Annotated in this window: 16 protein-coding genes; 1 reads left to right on the top strand and 15 read right to left on the bottom strand. The window is 37.6% G+C overall.

What is annotated here, in order from left to right; translation table 11 throughout:
- Nucleotides 1–14: 14 nt before the first annotated feature.
- The 15 genes from tssG to AAEY62_RS14270 all read right to left on the bottom strand — a co-directional run bounded on the left by tssG (nt 15) and on the right by AAEY62_RS14270 (nt 16187).
- Nucleotides 15–998 (bottom strand): type VI secretion system baseplate subunit TssG, encoded by a 984-nt coding sequence (tssG, locus tag AAEY62_RS14340; protein WP_007584475.1) that lies wholly within the window; start codon nt 996–998, stop codon nt 15–17.
- The gene (tssF, locus tag AAEY62_RS14335; RefSeq protein ID WP_024592018.1) at nt 995–2713 is read right to left on the bottom strand and encodes a type VI secretion system baseplate subunit TssF; all 1719 of its coding nucleotides are present in this window, start codon (nt 2711–2713) and stop codon (nt 995–997) included. Before tssF ends, tssG begins: the two co-directional genes overlap by 4 nt.
- Nucleotides 2714–2734: 21 nt before the next feature.
- Nucleotides 2735–3142: a type VI secretion system baseplate subunit TssE gene (gene tssE, locus AAEY62_RS14330; protein ID WP_007584478.1), complete on the bottom strand. Its 408-nt coding sequence runs from the start codon at nt 3140–3142 to the stop codon at nt 2735–2737.
- Between the two features lie 56 nt (nt 3143–3198).
- The gene (locus AAEY62_RS14325; protein WP_007584479.1) at nt 3199–3684 is read right to left on the bottom strand and encodes an Hcp family type VI secretion system effector; all 486 of its coding nucleotides are present in this window, start codon (nt 3682–3684) and stop codon (nt 3199–3201) included.
- Between the two features lie 144 nt (nt 3685–3828).
- Nucleotides 3829–4332: a hypothetical protein gene (locus AAEY62_RS14320; RefSeq protein ID WP_024592019.1), complete on the bottom strand. Its 504-nt coding sequence runs from the start codon at nt 4330–4332 to the stop codon at nt 3829–3831.
- A complete protein-coding gene (locus AAEY62_RS14315) occupies nt 4313–4645 on the bottom strand; it encodes a hypothetical protein (protein WP_024592020.1) in 333 nt (110 codons plus the stop codon). The genes AAEY62_RS14320 and AAEY62_RS14315 overlap by 20 nt, the downstream gene beginning before the upstream one ends.
- A gap of 154 nt (nt 4646–4799) precedes the next feature.
- Nucleotides 4800–6326 carry a type VI secretion system contractile sheath large subunit gene (tssC, locus tag AAEY62_RS14310; protein WP_007584480.1) on the bottom strand — a complete coding sequence of 509 codons (1527 nt, stop codon included), beginning with the start codon at nt 6324–6326 and terminating at the stop codon, nt 4800–4802.
- 10 nt (nt 6327–6336) lie between these two features.
- Entirely contained in the window at nt 6337–6858 is a 522-nt protein-coding gene (gene tssB / locus AAEY62_RS14305) for a type VI secretion system contractile sheath small subunit (RefSeq protein WP_007584482.1), read from the bottom strand.
- A 76-nt stretch (nt 6859–6934) separates the two neighbouring features.
- Nucleotides 6935–8506: a TssA family type VI secretion system protein gene (locus tag AAEY62_RS14300; RefSeq protein ID WP_101163512.1), complete on the bottom strand. Its 1572-nt coding sequence runs from the start codon at nt 8504–8506 to the stop codon at nt 6935–6937.
- Nucleotides 8503–9495, bottom strand: coding sequence for a type VI secretion system-associated protein TagF (gene tagF / locus AAEY62_RS14295; protein WP_007584486.1), 993 nt, complete (start codon nt 9493–9495; stop codon nt 8503–8505). Before tagF ends, AAEY62_RS14300 begins: the two co-directional genes overlap by 4 nt.
- 10 nt (nt 9496–9505) lie before the next feature.
- Complete coding sequence (gene tssM / locus AAEY62_RS14290) at nt 9506–13177, bottom strand: type VI secretion system membrane subunit TssM (RefSeq protein ID WP_024592022.1); 3672 nt, start codon at nt 13175–13177, stop codon at nt 9506–9508.
- Nucleotides 13178–13185: 8 nt separating this feature from the next.
- Nucleotides 13186–13908 carry a type IVB secretion system protein IcmH/DotU gene (icmH, locus tag AAEY62_RS14285; protein ID WP_007584493.1) on the bottom strand — a complete coding sequence of 241 codons (723 nt, stop codon included), beginning with the start codon at nt 13906–13908 and terminating at the stop codon, nt 13186–13188.
- Nucleotides 13909–13923: 15 nt separating this feature from the next.
- A complete protein-coding gene (tssK, locus tag AAEY62_RS14280) occupies nt 13924–15264 on the bottom strand; it encodes a type VI secretion system baseplate subunit TssK (protein WP_169044738.1) in 1341 nt (446 codons plus the stop codon).
- Entirely contained in the window at nt 15264–15731 is a 468-nt protein-coding gene (gene tssJ, locus AAEY62_RS14275) for a type VI secretion system lipoprotein TssJ (protein ID WP_007584502.1), read from the bottom strand. The genes tssK and tssJ overlap by 1 nt, the downstream gene beginning before the upstream one ends.
- Nucleotides 15732–15752: 21 nt before the next feature.
- On the bottom strand, nt 15753–16187 hold the full coding sequence (locus AAEY62_RS14270) for a hypothetical protein (RefSeq protein WP_007584504.1): 435 nt from the start codon (nt 16185–16187) through the stop codon (nt 15753–15755).
- 337 nt (nt 16188–16524) lie between these two features.
- Here AAEY62_RS14270 and AAEY62_RS14265 point away from each other — a divergent pair.
- The coding region (locus AAEY62_RS14265; RefSeq protein ID WP_350635180.1) for a type VI secretion system Vgr family protein at nt 16525–18734 on the top strand (2210 nt) is incomplete at its 3' end.

Raw genomic sequence — 18734 nt, 5'->3', positions numbered from 1 at the left:
TTATCCTTAATTCCTTAGTGTTTATACTGTTGATGGCTGTAGCTATGTGTTGTTGTATTTGCAGCTGCGGCCCCTAAATATGAATTATGTCCAAGTACTAGCGGTTGCTGACCTAAAGCTTGTTCGGCAACAGCCTCATTAGCTACTTTTATTTGGCAAACCCACTCTACATTACTTGGTAAATGCGCAGTCAGAAGTGCAGCCATTTTTATACCTTCTTCGCTTCTTGGCGTTAAACTCATGGCTGTATCACTATTAACTGGACCTATATCTATTGTTAAAATACTTCCGCTAACTAATACCTTCGTACCAAGTACTGCAGAGCTGCCTAAAACCATTTGGTTTTCTTCGCCGATTGAACTTGGTGTATCTATTTTTTGCCAATTTGCTCGTGTGTCGTCAACTTTTAGCGTGTCTATATTTAAACTATGTTTAAGAAGCTGCGCTAAGCCAGCAGCGCTAGTTTGCTTTAAACTTGCAATACCACACTGAATTTTTTGATCAGTTTTTCCCAGTAAAATAGATTCAACTAACCCATCAAATTGGCTCGCGCCTCTGCCTGCTATATTAATTTGCGACTTTTTCCAGGCCTGAAAAAGTTGGCAATAAAGTACATGATTAAATATATCTAAAAACTGACGAACGCGGTCACCGCTTTGCTCATCACTTGCTGCTTGCTCTAATACATAGTGTGGCATGGGTGCATCCACACCATACAAACCTAAAAAAGAGGTCGATAAGCTTAATCTTCCTCTGCCATCATTCTCTAATACACATTCGCGTACATCAGTAGCCGGAAAACCAAGCTCTTTAAAAGGTTTAAAAACAACTCTGTTACTAATCCCTTGCTCTAGCTCTTGAGGTGCGGCCCAATGTTTTTCTATTAAGCTCATCGCTTTAAATAAGTTAAACCGCCAAGGCTGCTCAATAAGTAGTTCTATTGGCGCGGGTAACTTAGACCAAACTGGGTGCGCATGATTTTTATCAGCGTAACTCATAGCTGATAACTCTTACCCGGTTCAATATCCCAACTCCACGATTTATAACTAGGAATTGCATTAACACGCGTTTGTACGCTTTCATTTATAGGGGCATACATTAAAAAGAATTCGTGTAATACATTACAAAAATGATATAAATCAGCATCACCAACAAATTTACTTTCATCAATATCAATAAGTACATCAACACCTTTGATAAATATTCCGCGTTTAATTTGGCTGATCGGCGTTGCTGTTATTTTTAAAATGCTTTCAATTCGTAATCGATTCTCAGCTTTATTAGACCAATCAAATAACACTAGTAATCTTTTTAGTTCTGTAACTTGCGTAATTTGTGAAAACTTTACATTTAATAAGCTAATAAGCTGCCAGTGTTTTGGCTGACTTGGACATGCTAAATAATTAGTTGGCCGTATAACATTTTTAACCTCAACGATGCTCGGCATGTCTTTTCCGCCTTCGTTCAAGTCTCCCTCTTGCAAAAGCTGACGAGGCCAACCGGCATTAAAAGAGGTTAAATCAACTGATAGAGTTTCTTTTTCATCTTCTAAATTAAAAGGAAGCTGTAAATAATGAGTCGGGGCTGCTGCACCTACGTCTTTTGTGAGCACAGTAAATAGCTTTTTTTCGTCTTCAAATACGCTTTGATAACGAGGAGTGTAATCATACGATTGCCCGGTTATAGAGTTTCGACCTGCAACTGCATCTACCGTATAACTAAAAACGTGGTCAAAACGTGCCTGATCTGCACTTATCATATAATCAGTTCTGTTTGGCTCTATTTTAATTGGCTCTGCAGCTTGGCTAAATAAATTAACTGCTGGCACGCAATTGATTAAAATGTTCTCTTTACTTAACTGATGACCCGGCGGTAATTTATTATCACCCCTAAATACGATTTCAAAACGGTCAATATGTTCAGGAAACTCTTCGTCTTTTAAACCATCAAATGTTAAAAAATAAAACCTATCTTTTGCATTAAAATAATCAAGTAATAGTGCATATCCAGGATGGCTTTTAGCTGCACTAGGCAGTAAAGCGCCATCTATATCTAAATAAGTAGCGCTGCAACCTTTTGCTTTTAACTTTTTGTTGAACTCAAAATGGTTAGCACCAAAATCAAGTTCTGCTTGTTTATTAGGTGTTTTTAATAATTGAAATAAAGCACTGCATAATGGTGTATCGCCACGTAAATAAAAGTTTAGTTTAGATAAATCAAAATTACTTCGTTCACCTTGGCATACAAACTTAAGCCCTATTCGTAGCTCTGCACCTAAGTGCGACTCTTGGTATCGAACATGCTCAACATCTAATGGGACAACGTCTAAACCGTGAGTTGTGCTAAAAATTATTTTTTTATTATCGGCCTTTGCTTTAGGCGGATTAAGCTGTAAACCTTTTAAAATAGTGTGTGTTTTTTGCATAGCCAATTTAGGCTTAAATTGCACCACAGTACTAGAAGGATAATAACTTAGGAGTATTGGACACAGTTGACGCAGTACTTGCTCTGAAACTTCAGGTACTGACTCATCTAAACGCTTTTGAGTATGGGCAGTTAAATACGCTACGCCTTCTAATAAGCGCTCAATATGAGGGTCTCTATCTTTTAATGCATCAATGTTAAGCATTCCTGCATGCTCAGGATAAAACTGAGCAAACTGCTTACCAGCTTGGGTTAACAAGCGCATTTGTGCATCAAAATATTGCTGCATTCATCAATCCTTTAAATAACATTAGTTAGTGTTTTTTGCATGTTGTATAACGTCTGCTTTACCGCCAGATTCAAAACGGGTATTTAACTTGATACTTTGCCCGCTCGTTAAAAAAGCTTGAATATCTAGCCTTATTACACAATTATCTTCTTTAATTTCAACAGGTGTTACATTTGCATATCGTACGCGTGGTTCGTACTTTTCTATCAATTTTTTAACCTCAAACGCTAACGTGTGTTGTGAGTATGGTAACCCCTCGTAAATATCTTCTACATCGGGCAAACCATAGTCAGACAAGTGCTTCAGCACTCCTCTTCTTGCATTTAAAAGCTCATTTAAATGCTTGCACACACTGACTTGCTCATCAGTTTGAAAACCATGATGACCATTGCGTGTAACTGGTTGAGTTAAAAAATCGAATAACGCCATATTTAGATCTCAATAAAAGGATATGCTTGCGCATATCCTTCAAAATTACTGACTAATTAACGACCTTCAGTCCAAGAGTCAGAGAACTCGATGTTGCCATCTAAGTAAGTCCAAGTAATGCGTTTGTAACGTAGACAAACTGTTTCAAGGTGCGGGTAACGCTCCTTGTCTAAGTCTTTAACGTTATGCATTGTTGGTGAGATCGAAGTGATCTTTACATCTTCCAACTTGTGGCAGAAATATTCACGCTCAGTCCCTGTGTCATCAATACGGTACCATTTAAGCTCTAATTGCTTAAGTGTTTGACCGTTTGAACACGCTTTGTACAAGTACGGCGTAGCCGCATCAACAGCTTTTGTAATTACAAAAGGTTCATGCTTACGAGTACCTGTAAGTTCACCTGTATCGTTATCCGTAGGAATACGAAGTTCATGATCAAAGTGTAGGATCTCAATTGAACCTTCACGCTCTGCAACAGTTACAGAACCTTTGATGTCATTACCTTGGTCATCCTTTAACCACATGTACGCTGGAATTGCCATTTCATTATTCTCCTTTTAGAATGAAGTGTTTCCTGTTAGTTGGCATTGGCATAAATAGTAATATTTATGCCCCCCAAAAAGCCCTCTGCTTCATGCCACTGGGGAATATGTCCCAAGTTGGATGCAACCAACTTGGGGCAATTTTTACAAAGACGGATTATCTAACTCTAGTATTAACGACATCGCGTCAAATGGAGTTTGCAAAACAGCTAACTTTTCGAAGTGTTGCTGTACACTTTTAGGTAATTGCTTAAACTTATACTCTGCGTCTAATTCAGATACCCAAGTATTTGAAACAAAGCTATCAATATCACCAATATCCTTACTTGATGTAACTGTTTTGTAAAAGTAACCTGCTTTTAAATAATTTTCGTACTGAACTTTCATGCAAGTACTCAGCGCAGAATAATGCATATAATCAATAGCTGTCTTTGTCATCTCTAAGCTAATACCATCATTTTGTAACTCAGTACTGCTTACTTTATTCGCATTTGAAAAACATTTATCCATCTGCTTTTCAAATGCGACTGTTGCTAGCTGTAGCTTTTTCTTCGCAAAAAAAACTTTATTATCACTGGCCACTGCGTTTGCAATGCAAACCAAAAACAAGCTGAACATACACAATATTCTAATCATTTTTACAACCATTTATCATTGCCTTCCAAAATTCTCGCTCTTTATAAGAACTACTATTTCTATAAGCACTATATGAAATTTTTTGTAGCTCATATCTTTTAATTTTTGACACTGAGGATAACGACTCAGCCATCAAAGCAAAATCTGTATTAGATATGTTAAATTGTGCGACCAAGGCCCCATTACCTACAAAAATTGCAGCTAGACTACCGAAGCTTAGTGCTTTTGTAAGTTGATCTGTATGTCTAGTAAGTTCTCTAGCTTTATCTAAATACTCTAGATTTTTTTTAGAAAACTCCAATCCACTTAAATTTGGGCACTTCATTTTTAAACTCCTTTTAATGTCCCAAGTTGGATGCAACCAACTTGGGGCAATTTTTTAGACTATAAGTCTTAATCCTTTATGTACACCTGCCAACTACTCACCAAATTGACGCATTTGATAGTACTTAAATCCGTTTCATTGGCGGCGTAGCAGTTCATTTTTCGCCAGGCATTTGCCCTACTAGCGCTAAACGAACATCAATCCCTTCAACTTGGAAATGAGGAACAATGTACGTACTTACTCTGTAGTAACCAGGGTTACCTGGAATTTCTGCTACAGTTACTTTTGCATCTTTTAGTGGATGCGTAGCAATAAGAGATTCATCAGGGTTGTTCATTTTAGTTACTAATGCGCCAAGCCAATCATTAAGCTGCTGCTCTAATTCATGGCGAGGTTTACTTGAACCAATATTTTCACGCTGTAAAACTTTTAAGTAATGCGCAATACGCGATACTAAGAAAATATATGGTAAGCGTGAGTTAATTCTTGCATTAGCTGTTGCTTCATTTGTTTCTAATACCTGTGGCTTCTGCGCACTATTAGCTGAAAAGAAACATGCAAAATCTGAATTTTTATAATAACTAAGTGGAATAAACCCTTGGTTAGCAAACTCAAGTTCTTTAGTTTCAGAAATAAGTACTTCAGTTGGAATTTTAGTTTCTGATCCTTTACCAGCTTCAAATGAATGCAGCGGAAGATTTTCAACTTTACCACCTGATTGCGGCCCACGAATATTTACAGCCCAACCATTATCATGGAAACTACGGATAATGTTTGCAGCAAATGCAAATGTTGCATTACCCCACAAATAACGTTCATGATGCTGCGCACTTACATCTTCTTGGTAATTAAAGTTACGAAGAGGATTTGTCTCACCATAAGGTAGACGTAGTAAAAAGCGCGGGAATGCTAAACCAATGTAGCGAGAGTCTTCTGATTCACGGAAGTTTTTCCAACGAAGAAACTCAGCGCGCTCCATGTAAGAACCCAAATCTTGGATTTTAGATACTTCTTCCAATGAGTCTTTAAGAAAAAACTTAGGACCAACACTGCCCATAAACGGACAATGCGCTGCCGCAGATACACGAGATATCTCTTGCAGTAACGATACATCGGGCGCAGAACAATCAAACTCAAAGTTCGAAACCATTGTTGATACTGGCTCACCACCTGGCGTATCGTAATCTGAAGTATATACATGTTTATATAATGCAGATTGAGTTGTATCAGGCGCTTCTTCAAAATCATCTCTTAGAGTTTCTTTATCTACATCAAGCATTTCAATTTTAATGTTGGCATTGTTAGGCGTACGGTTAATTAAGTAACGTAACGAGCGCCATGCTGATTCCATTTTTTGAAAATTTGGGTGATGTAAAATTTGATCTAACTGCTGAGAAATAATAATGTCTACTTTTGCGATGTAATCATCTAAAAGTAATTTATCAATTCGAGTTACTTCTTGGCCACTACTGCTAGCCATATCTAAAAATACATTTATAGCTGCAGTTAAGCGCTCATTTGCACGAGTTTCGGCTAGGTTGCTTGCATCTCTAAATGAATCAAGTTTGATTTCATCTGCAACTGGAGAAATATCAACCATTCCACATATATTTTCATAAGTGGATAAAGGAGCTTGCTCCGTGGTATGCGCGGCAACATTTAATTGTTCTTGCATTGACATGGTAATCTCCTTATTCAGTTATTGGTTGTTTTTCATCTTCAGACGCTAGCGGCGCAATTTCATCCAGTTTAGCTTTTAACTCATCTAGCTCTGGCTGATTTTGTAAAACACGCTCTAATTCTTTACGCAGTGATGAGTTATCTAATAAATTAGATTTAAGGTCGCGAAGTAAATTACGCATAGCCATCATTTTATTAAGCTCTGGCACTTGAGAAGCAACTGATTCTGGGTCAAACGATTTAAAAGAATCAAACTCAAGGTTTACGTTAATTTCGCCGTCACCTTTAATTTTGTTCGCTACCTGAAAGTTCGCTTTAGGCGCCATATCTTTAAGCACTTGCTCAATATTATTTTTATTAATTGTTACGCGCTCACGCTCAGATAGTTCTTGGCTATTTTGACCATTTGAGTAGTCACCAATTACTAGCATCTTTAATGGCAATTCACTTTTTTGTGAAGCGCCATCTGTATCAAGCTCTAACGAAATATTGATCCGAGCTCTGGGGATCTCTTTTTGAAATGTATCACTCATGTTTTTTCCTTTGCAGTTTGGTTATCTACCGACTCAATTCCAATTAAACCTCGACATATTAGTCAAGCCCTTGTAACTAAACCCACGCTAATGCTTGTGCAGGGTTAGTTACCATCATTTGCTGACTAATATGTTTAGCAGCTAAACTCATTTCATCTTCTGGCGTTTGTGACAAACTTGCATAACACTGCTTGGAAAATCGCCATACTTCCATGCAAAAACATTGTTGCCATTGCGCTAAGTCATGCGCTTTTATTTGTTTTAGTAACACGTTTAATAATGCTAAAGCATGTTCGTAATGCTCAGCTTTCATTAATAATTTTGCCTTTAATAATTGCGCTTGAGCTTTATCAAAATCGTTTAAAATATTTATTTGATCGACTTTAATTAATGCAGTCGATAACTGCCCTTTTTCGACGTCTTGTATTAACTCGCTATACTGCTCATCAAACGCACTACTTTGAGAGCTAACAGACTCTGTTTTTGCAGAATGTGATAACTCTTTTAAAAACTCTTTATTTACAGATGAACACAACGGACTTCCATCGTCATACTGTAGGGAAACTAAAGCAGGAAACTGCTCATTTAAATTAACTAATTGTTGCTCAAGCCAATGAACAAGCGGCAATTTATTTAATTTTTTTAATGCATTTAAACTAAGCACTTGGAGATTTAAATTAAATTGCATAGCCCCTTCCATAAACAACCCTTCGGCTAAATTTAAAGCTTGTTCAGGTTGCTCACTTGCCAATGCATTTTCAATTGGAGCAAATGCTGCAGCTCTAGGAGCGGGTAAACGCGTTTTTCCATTTTCGTTAGCCGGTAATGCCAATCTTGTCCAACGTGCAGCTCGCGATAACTTTATTACTCGTTCAATGTTATTTTGTTCTTTATCAAAGTTAAGTAGCTGCCTAACCGCACTTAAATACGCTGTATCTGAGGCAATATCAGCATTACCAATACTAACCTGGCTAGCAACTGCGGCTGGTGCCGAATTATTAGTTTCTGATTTTGGAGCCGTTACAGCTGAATTCTCAGCTAATTTTTGCTCTGTGCTAATCGCTTTTTCTTCTTGCACTGGTTCAGCTACAGGCACTGGGTTTCGTTTTTCTTGTTCTTTAGCCCACTCATTCAAAGTCGATAGAGGGCCAGATTCGTTGTCTAATAACGCAACACACTGCTCATTGTATTGAGTCAAGGCAGCTATAAGTTCAGGCCATTGTTCAGCGTTTGTATTATGCCCTTGGGCTACACCCTTTAAACGTTCTTGCTGTTGTAAAAACCATGTATTAACTGCAGCGCGCATTCTGGCTTTTAGTGGGTGTACCTCATCCGTATAAGTAGTCAACAAACGATTAAATAACAATAATGTATGCGTTAAACCTGTAACCCCAAACTCACTTGTTGCAGCTAGTGCTAAGTAACTTACTATGCGTAAATCTTTACTTTGAGTGTTGAGTAAATCTGATGCTTGTATAAACATCACTTTAAAGTCAACTTCCCCCACTCCTGATGAAGATGCTTTTAATGCTTTAAATGTTTCTTCATATTTTAAATCTTCTCCACACTTGTTCCCCGGCAGAGGAGCACTTAATGCTTCAAGCCATTCAATCCAGGTGGTATGTGTATGTGGTGCTTTATTACTCATGATTTACACCAACGACGAAGTGCATCGTAAACACTCACGTTATCCATATCAGCAAAATTAAGTGTTTGTGAAGACGGCTGTTTTTCTACTTTTAAATTACATAGATCAACAATATCGTTTGTTTTTTTATCGTATTCCCACACACTATTAAAGTATGACGCTGGAATAGGCCTACAAAAAATAGTTAAACTAGGCGCTTGATTCTCATCACCTAACTGATAAAAAAACCAAGGCTGCCAATTATGATCTGCCACCATAGATGCAACTAAGTGCAACCAAAACCCGGCAACTAAGGCACTTTCATGACTAAAACTAGGCATTGGTAGGCGAATACCAAACTGACTTCTTAAACACCCTCTATTAGCGATAGATTTAAGCACAGCTGATAGCTCTTCAATTAAAATTGCTCTTTTAGCAATATCGTTCAAGCCTAAATGCTGCCAAAAAACGCTCATCGGAATAGTTCTAAGTTTATCAAGCTCTAGAGTTAAGTTTGGTTGCTGTTTAAGTGCATCAGCTACACGGTTATAATCTTGTGCTTTTTGCTCCATTTCATTAATACTGGCAGCTTGTTTAATATTTTCATTTACACCTAAAAGGTGCTCTATTACTTGGCTTGCAAATAAAAATAGAAAAGCAGGATGTCGCTTATATGTATCAAGCCCACTATGTACAAAAGAGCTAAATGGGTAAAACCGACCACTGCTATCTTTACTTGGCTGCAAAACGCCAAGTAAACCACCATCATCAGCATTACCCGATATAAAAAACAACGACTTAGTTCCATTCAAGTGGCTTGTATCCGTTGTTTTTCTACCACGGTTTAAATGCGCAAAACCTTCTTGTAACCAATGATCAAATCCAACCGATTCTCTAGATGAAATATTAAGCTTTACAAAGTCTGGTCTTATTGGTGTTTTACCCATAAAACCAAAGCTGTGTTGCTTAACCAATGTCGGTGTTTTCTTTTTAGTAAATAAATTAAACATTGCTAGCGGCCTATTGCATTGTTCGCGACTGCGATTGAGCCAAGCTAGGGCTTTGTGAAAACAAAGAGCTTGGTAATGCAAACGATGTAAGCATGTATTTTGAAAATATACCGCTGTTGCGTCCTGATTTAAGAGAAAACTGGACTGTTAACACCTCATCAGATTTATCTTTTAATTCCCATGTTGCTAAAAATTCTGTGCCTTTAATCCACTTAACACTGGCTGAGTTAAGCACTTTTAGTAGTGCCCAAGGTCCGTCTTGCTCGATAGAAATACGACGCCCTTTATTATCTAAACCATACAGAACCGCTTTCTCTGCAGCCCCTCGACCAGGCCACGAAAAATTACGCCATTCTTCAGGCTCATTGCGGTAGCGATAACCTTGCTCACTAAAGCCTAAGTATGTTTCACGAATACCTCGGTGTGGAACAGGCATCATCTGAAAAGTAAAACCAGCACTGTCGGCACCACTAGAAAACAACGAACGAGTTACTTTATTTGCTTTAGTTAAACCATCAAGTAATTGCGCGCTAAAACCAATACCTACACCATTCCATTGTTTTTCTTCCCACACACCGCGGCGTACTTTCATAAATGGTTTGAGCTGGGTGTTAATAAAGCTCCATAAAATTCCTGATTCAGAATTTAAAAATTCAGAAACATCTGCTATCGCAGCATCAGGGCCAGTTAAGTTAAATGGATATTTACCAGCTAAACTGCTGTTATACATAGTATAAACCTGGTTTTCCCATTCTTGGTTAAGCTGAGTACGTGCTTTTGCCATGATAGTCGCTATACCACCATGAAGCGGAGCCTTAAATAGCTTATCTAGCGTTTCTTTGGTTTGAGGGTCTAGTGCTCGAGTTTGGCTCTCAATAATAATCCACGAAGACTGTAATGCATTACTTTGGCTATTACCTGAAAGTAAGTCCTGCGCAAATATCATTGCTTGAGCATCATCTTCATTACTCGCTGCCATTGCTTTAATGTCTGAATGGATGCTACTTAATGAACTGATGTATTGTCTTAAGTAATCAGAAGAATTCTTATCTTCATTAGGCTGTGCAAAACGTCTTAAGTCAGCAAATCGACTTTCAAGCTCTGGCGCTCTAACCGTACTCATTTGAGTAATTGTTGGCGTGTTTAAAGCTAATTTATTTGCAACATCTGCAGCCGTCTTACCTATTGAAGCTTGGCTTTTTGAAGGAGCGTCAGCGAGCGTAATATTATCGTTAATCAGTTTCATTAAATCGTTAAAGGGGCCATCCATCGATGAAAGGCGTGCAAAATCAATACTTGCATCGTTTAGATCTCTAAATGCAGGCACTTTTATGCTATCTATAAAAGCAAACCAAGTATTGCCGTAGTCTTTAAAGTAATATGCTCGCATAGCCTTTGCCAAAGTTTCAGCTTGTGCTTCGTCAACAACATTTTGACCATTTTCATCGCTAGAACCCATAACCCAGTCACCTGAGAACACCAAACGTGAAATACGTTTAATCTCTGGGAATACATATTCCTGCCAACCTAAGTTTGTATAAACATACGGGATTTTATACTTACTTTTAAATACATCACGATTTTTAGAAATCATAAAATCGTTTAATAACAATGGCTTTTTACGTTCAGCAAAGCTTGTAATTACTTGTTGATATAACGGGAAAGCCTCTGGCTGGGTATTTAAATTGTCTCTCGCTAGCGCTATCGATGTTTCGTTAGCCTGCCAAAATGCAATTTTACCTGGCTGCTCTATATCGTTACCCATATTTTGTAGGTACATATCAACTAAGCTACTTAGTTGTGTATAAATGGGTGCTTGCTCTTGTGCATTTATGTCTATATGAAAATGCTCAGCTATAAAATTAAGTAATTGCTCTTTAGCAAACTCCGTTGAAATATGCTCAGGGTTCGTACTCATCATTAAATGCATTTTTAGTGCATCGTAATACTGCTGACGAATCGTTGCTTTCGCTTCACCTTCATTGTCAAACCATTGTGTTTCGTACTGTTTTATTTGCGCAAGTAAATGCTCTTCACCTGGGTAAGTAATAAGCTGATTCATCTGATTAAATAGCACATTTGCAACACTACTTAAGGTTTCATCACCTTCATAAATACCAAATATAAAGTACCACGGTAATGAATCTTCGTAAGTTTTAAGCTGACCATAGTGCTCAAACAGCGCTAGCGTAGCAGCAAGCTTCTGCTCATCTTTTGCCTTACTTACGTTAGCTTCAACAACTGCTTTTACGCGTGACTCACCTTGATTAAGTAATAATTGATTACTTGTGTACGACGTAATAAGGAGTGCTGTGATTGCTGCAATAGATGCCAAACCTGAAGTGACTGTTAAACCTTTTAACCAGCGTCCTACTAACCGTTTTTTTCTATTTCCTCGCGTTAAATCTTGTAGTTTAAAAATAACATCATTAAATACGCGGTTAATAAAATAACTTTGAGTAATGCTTTCTTGTTTTTGGTCAACAACAACCGCACCAAATTGATCTCGTACACCATTAGTAATACGCTCAATAGGCGTGCCTTCTTGCGTGCCCGATGTAAAATAAACACCAGCAAACCAAGGAACTTCTTGATATGGATTAGACTTAAACAGTAAGTTAACAAACTCAGTTAACTTAGTTGAAGCTGATTGAAATTGATTAGGAAAATCAAGTATTAGCTGTTTACGATGCTCGTTGCGCTCTCGTGCAACTTTGCTTAAACGTTGCTCGCACAGTCGCTCATATAGCTCCTGCATACGAACTTCAAACATTTCTGCAGGATCATTTTTTTGATCTTCACTAATATCGAGTAAGTACGCACCAAATACTTGCTCACGCTCTTTTTCAGATAAGTCACTAAAAAAAGGTTCAAAACCACTGATTAAGTCAGTTTTGGTAAAAGTGATATATACAGGAAAAATAACGCCAAGCTGGGTAATTAGCTCTTCTATACGCTCACGCACTAATTTTACATGTTGACGAATTTCTTCACTGTCGGAAGTTAAAACATCTGCAACACTAATGGCCACCATTACACCATTTATAGGCAGTTTTGGTCTATATTTTTTAAGGAGCGCTAAAAATGACAACCACTCTTTATTTTCTGACTGCTCAGTTGTGTAACGCCCAGCGGTGTCAATTAAAATAGCTTGATCTGAGAACCACCAGTCACAATTGCGCGTTCCACCAAAACCTTGGATATGCAATTCACTCGAATTAGAGTAAGGAAAATGTAAGCCCGAATTTGCAAATAAAGTACTTTTCCCTGTAGCCGAAGGGCCAATAATCATATACCAAGGCAAAGCGTATAAAGCAGTATTACCACGATAACCCGCACCTAAATGAGATGCTTTTAAAGATCCCAATGCTTCTTGCATCTTTTCTTTAATTTCGCTTAATTCAGCACTCGAACCGGCATTATGACTTGCTAATTCAGAAGCTAACTTATCGCCTGAGCGCTTAGTCCATAACCAACGAATAAAAATAAATAAAACAAAAACAGCGGTTACAGCACCCATCGCAATTAATTTTTTATCGGTAGTATCTAAACCCACCATGCGACCGGCAAACCACACAATACTCAAAACGGCTATAAAGCCAATAAGTTGACCCGTTGCACGCGATGATACCAAGCCCAATAAAAAATGAACTAAACCGCTTTTATTAACTCTTCCCTGCATTGTGTTACCTATCGTGTTTCGTTGGTTTTATTGAGCTGAGTCAGCACTTCAATTTGGTTGTCTATTACCTGAGTACTCTGCGTTGCTTGCTTATTAATTACATAATGAAATCCAGCAAATAATGAGGCAATAGAACCCAAGCAAATAGCCAAAATCACCCAGTAAGGAATATTACGCCCCACCTTCATCGCAAACCCTTCTGCAGGTATACCGTTATCAGATAATTGAGAACTCGGTGTTCCTTTTATATCTTCAATTTGAGCTCTAACATCAACAATTAACGCTTTTAATTGCTCAATGCCTTTAACTTTGTAAATGCCTTCAAAGCCAAGCTGCAGACAAATATAATAAACCTCTAATGCAGCTAGCTTTTGCTCTCCGCCGGTACGCAACTTACCTAAACGTTCAAAAAATTCTTCACCAGCTCGGTTGTTACCAAAAAATTCAAGCTGTAGCGGTCGAGACATCCAATCCATTCTAAAATGAGCACCTGAACTCATAACAAATTCATCACACATAGCCGTAAGAGCAAACTTAACTTCTTGCATTAAACTTGTTGTTACCTGTTGCGAGTAACAATTACGCTCATAGTCATCAAAACTAGTAAGTAAATTTTCTCTAAACTCTTCAAGCTCTAAGTTAGTAGATTGCTTTAGTTTTAATGGTGTTAGCGCATTAATTACAGGCGAAATACACGCGACTAAATCTTGTTCTTTTTGTGCTTCTTGCATAATTTCAACTCAACGTTAATTACGTGCTACGGTAACAATTTCAATTTGTGCACTTTGCAATCCAAATGGTACAAATAGGCTTAATGATTGCTCTTCAATAATTTGCTGCCAAATGAAACCATGCGACTCAAGCCTGAAGTATTCATAACCACTTTTTATGGCCAGCTTATTTGGAGGTCGCTGACAATGTGTTAGTTGCACACCCGCTAAAGCAGATGAAATCATGATATCGAGCTTTTCGCTTGCTCCAACTTTTACTTGATCACTAAATGTTTCAATCCATTTGGTGTCTTCAGATTCAAAATACACAGCTAAATAAAAGTCGTTGTTAGTAAACGTTGCAGAATCAATAGTGGCAACTTGATAAATAGCGTTAGAGGTTTTTTCAAGTTTTAAGCCCACCATTTTCTTAGGTACAACCCCTTCAAGTAAACGAGTTAATAGGCCATCAAGCTGACCAAATACATTGCTTAAATTTTTATGCTGGTATGGTGGTACTTGGTTAACTAAGTCACTGTGCTCAAACATTGAAACTGAACTAATTAAATCAACAAGCTCACAATACAAACGTTCAGGATGGACCAATGACAAATTTTTAAGATGATCTAAACGCTTGGCGGATGGAGCCATTGCATTAAGTAACAAAAATGTATTCATTTCATTCGGCCCAAAGTCAGTAACTGAGCCATAATTTTTACGTCTGCTAAGCAGCACATTAACTTTTGCATTAACTAAATTAGCCGTTCTATTTAACAGCTCAGTTAAATAAGCAGATGCACTTATATTCAATAAAGGAGGCACAAACTGTTTATTTAAAACAAATGATCCATCTTCCGAGCGACTTATTTTTAAACATGCAATGGTGTCAAAATAAGTTTTTACATCTGAGTCAGACAGTAATATAAATTTAGGCTTTGCAACTAATACCTCACGACTACGCGACGCATCATGATTATCTTCTAAATCAATATAATCCGCTTCATATGCACTTAATTGCCCGCTGGCCGCATAACCTTCAATATTGCTAACTGTTTTATTAGCAGCAATAGCAATATAAATAACACTCTCTTGATGGTTAGTATCGAGCTCAAGCTTTAAATCATCTTGATGCTGTCGATCAAAATCAAGCAAGCGACCATTTTCTAAAAGTAATTTAAAACTGGTCACTTTTAATATACCGCGAGCAAGTGCTGATTCATCAATAGCAAAATGCTGTAAACCGAACGCCAATGGCGATATTAGCGCTTGACGTACAACCTGATTTTGATCGTGATAATCGTCAAATAGTTGAAAGTGTTGCTGGGCAAGCAAAACACCTTCAGCCCAAACGGGCTTTGCGGGAGCTTTTAAATTCATTACTCAGCCTTATCCACGCCAGGTAATTGAACTTCATTATTGGTAACCAAAACATCTAATGATGTAGACAACTTAACAGGGCCATCTGCAAGCGGATAATACGCTTTCCAGTTATCGCCACTGCGATCTCTAAATAAAGCAACAATAGCTACAAACTTTGCATTTTCAGCTTGTTCAAACTTAATTTTAGATTGTTCAGAAGGGTGAATTGTTCGCTCTTCTAATGTAATTAAACTATTAGCTAAAACTGACTTATCTGACTTCCATAACTCTTCAAATGTGGCTGTTTTAAATGTTTGTATATCAGACAGTTGATATACCTTTAAAACCACTGGTAACGCTTCATCAAATTGGTTTAAATTTAAATTATCTGTTGCCTTAACATCTAAACTTACGTTAGTACTCATACAACCAGTTAATATTATAGAAAGTGATAAACCTATAATTGCATTTAAAATAAAGCGCATTTTTTACCTCAATAAATATTTTTATTTAAAATTAAAATTAGTTTTGCAAAGAGTAGCTTCATAAACTGGGCAAATAACTTTATTGAATCTTACATTCGCACAATCAGACCATTTATTAGTTTTAAAAAAGCCTAAAAGAGTCTTAGTCCTGCTTTTCTCTTGAGAATCAACTAACAAAGACTGCGTAACAACATCATCTATAGACGTAATTAACTTAGTATTTATTAATGAAAGCTCTTTTATATAAACAGATACATCACCGTTAATTAAAGTAACTTTTCCATTGCTTTTAGGGGGATTATTTAAAAAAAAGAAAAAGTGTTCTATAGAATTTTCAGAAAAAACGCGATGGGCAGGAATACCTACCTGGTCTAGTAGCGAAGAAACGCTGGCAGTAAGTGACCAAGCTAAGGAGTACAAGCTATTTATTTGATTTATAAACTCTTTTTTATTCACAACATGCTCCTTGTCATCAGTTAAACTAAAAAACTCTTAGTCTAAGGCTAGTAATAAATCCATTTATTTGGCGCATAATACAAACACCTAACCGCTATTGTCAACCTATATAAGGTTTAAAATATTAGAATATTAATGCGATTTACGAATTAGAATAAACACTCTAAAAAACAGTTATAAATGAATAATACGCAATAAAACAAAACAATCCCTATTTATGAAACAATCAAAAAAAATAATTCAATTTATTTTTAGAGTTACAATTATCCAGTTGATCATTAACACACAAAAAGGTATGTTTACGCCACTAATTTTACCGAGCAGGGATTGCAACGTTTTGACTAAATCTAATTTTTTTTTGAAGGTTAATGACAAAGACTTTAATGTTACTTACCTGCATGGCTACGAAAAAATTAATAAAGGCTTTAGTTATTCACTCACCGTTGAATCTTCAGTGAAAATTAATACAGGTATACTACTTGCTAATGCCAGTGTGATTTTTGTTAATAAAAACAAAAGATATAGAGAACAATGCGGCCTGATTACATCTGTAACCAATATGGGTGTATTCAACAATCTACATCGCTTTAAAATAAACATTCAAGATCGATTATCCACCTTAAAAGACACCTCAAACAGTAAAGTCTTTATTACCGTAAACGTACAAGATGTATTAAATTACTTAGCACAAAAAGCAGGTTATTCATCAGGACAAATCGTTTTTAGGACAAGCTCCGCCTTACCGCATTTAAAGCAATGTGTGCAAGCAATGGAAAGTGACTGGGCCTTTTTTAATCGCTTGATGTCTCAGCATGGTCTTTTTTACTGGATTGAAAGTGAATCAAACACCGAAACACTTGTTATAAGTGACAGCAACCTCAACAGCCCCTATTTAAGTACGGGTGTATTAGAAGTTAAAGCAAACGCGGGGATGAACGCCCAGTACTGGGGTAACTTTGTCGGCTTTATGCACAGTGAAGTAACACAAACCTTATATAATAATGCAGCGCAAAGTAATGCCCATGGACAATTTCAAAAAGTAGCCAGTAACAGTCAATCTTTTTTCGAGCCTGCTGCCAACTCAAGCGCAGAAGCATCAGCACAAACACAAAGCTTTAGTAATGCATTAGCCACACACAATAAACTGGTTACGCTTACGGGTAATGTATCTGATGTATTTGCAGGCTGCTCAATTTCGCTTGACGATAATATGGGGTTTGCCAGTGGTGATTTGCTATGCATTGCAATAGAGCACACCCTTAATCAAGCAAATGACGAAAGCAGTCATGAAGGTGAAGCGCACTATCACTGCGTAGCGCAATTTATAGAGCGAGGCACACCTTACAAAGCAATGCCGGAGCCTCATACACCTAAGCCTATGGTATTTCCAGCAACCGTAGAATCTCTCACAAGTAATGCATTTGTAGATGAACACGGCCAATACCGTATTCGTACCGAGTTTGATAAAACAGCTCGCCCAGTAATTCAATCAAGCCCTGCACTAAAAAAACTAGCGCTATATGCTTGTGAAAATCAACCTCAAGCAACAGGCTGGCACTTTCCACTCGTTGGTGGTTCTGAGGTACTTATTGGGTGTATTAATAACGACCCAAATAATACATTTATAATGGGTTTTGCACTAAACGCCGACCAGCCAAGCGTAGTTACAGCCGCTAACCCAACGCATAATCGCTTATTAAGCGCAGCGCAAAATGAACTCATGTTTGATGACGATAAAGATGTACCCAAAGTCATCTTACAAACACTCGCCAGTGAGCACTATATTGAATTAAATGCTATAAAATCAGGCCGCCAATTTATTCAATGGATAAGCCAACTCGGTACTATTAATCTACACGCAGGGCGCGACCTATGCCTTGAAACCGAACAAAACAATGTTCAGTTTGTTATTAAAAACAATCAATTTATTGATGTTAAAAATACCGTGTCGCAAACCACAACTAACAGCCATGTAAATTATCAAAGTGGTGGCAGCCAAGCGTTCAGTGGTAAAAATGCAACCCTTACGAGCGAGAATGAAATATCACTCCTCACCGGGCGTGCACTAAAAGTAAATGCCCAAAGCGACATACACCTAAAAACCAATAACAGCGACTTAAAGCTTAATGTGCCTACTGGTTCTACGTTTTTACAAACAAACAATAATATAAACATTACGGGCTCAGGTAATGGCGATTTAATTATTCACAACGCGGGCGGCGAGATAAAACTCGACAGTCAAGGCAATGTTGATATTACCGCCACTAACGTACTCACACTTGATGGGACATTTATAACCTTTGATGGGCAGGTTAATTACGACATAACCAGCCCACAAACAGCGCGGGCACCAAGCAATGCAAGCCCTGTTAACATTAGCCAAGTGACTGCGTTTGATTTGGGTGACAATACGTTATCCGCAAGTACACTCGCTCAGCTTGAACTTGAATACCTTTATGATGATGGTTCGCCCGTTGATGGTATTGACTATATTGTTATCGATAATGAGGGCGTTGAACATACCGGCTCACTGGCAAACGGTGTAGC

The organism is Pseudoalteromonas sp. GW168-MNA-CIBAN-0100 (assembly GCF_040309225.1).
GTDB lineage: Bacteria > Pseudomonadota > Gammaproteobacteria > Enterobacterales > Alteromonadaceae > Pseudoalteromonas > Pseudoalteromonas arctica.
This window is presented reverse-complemented; position numbering and strand designations above follow the sequence as displayed.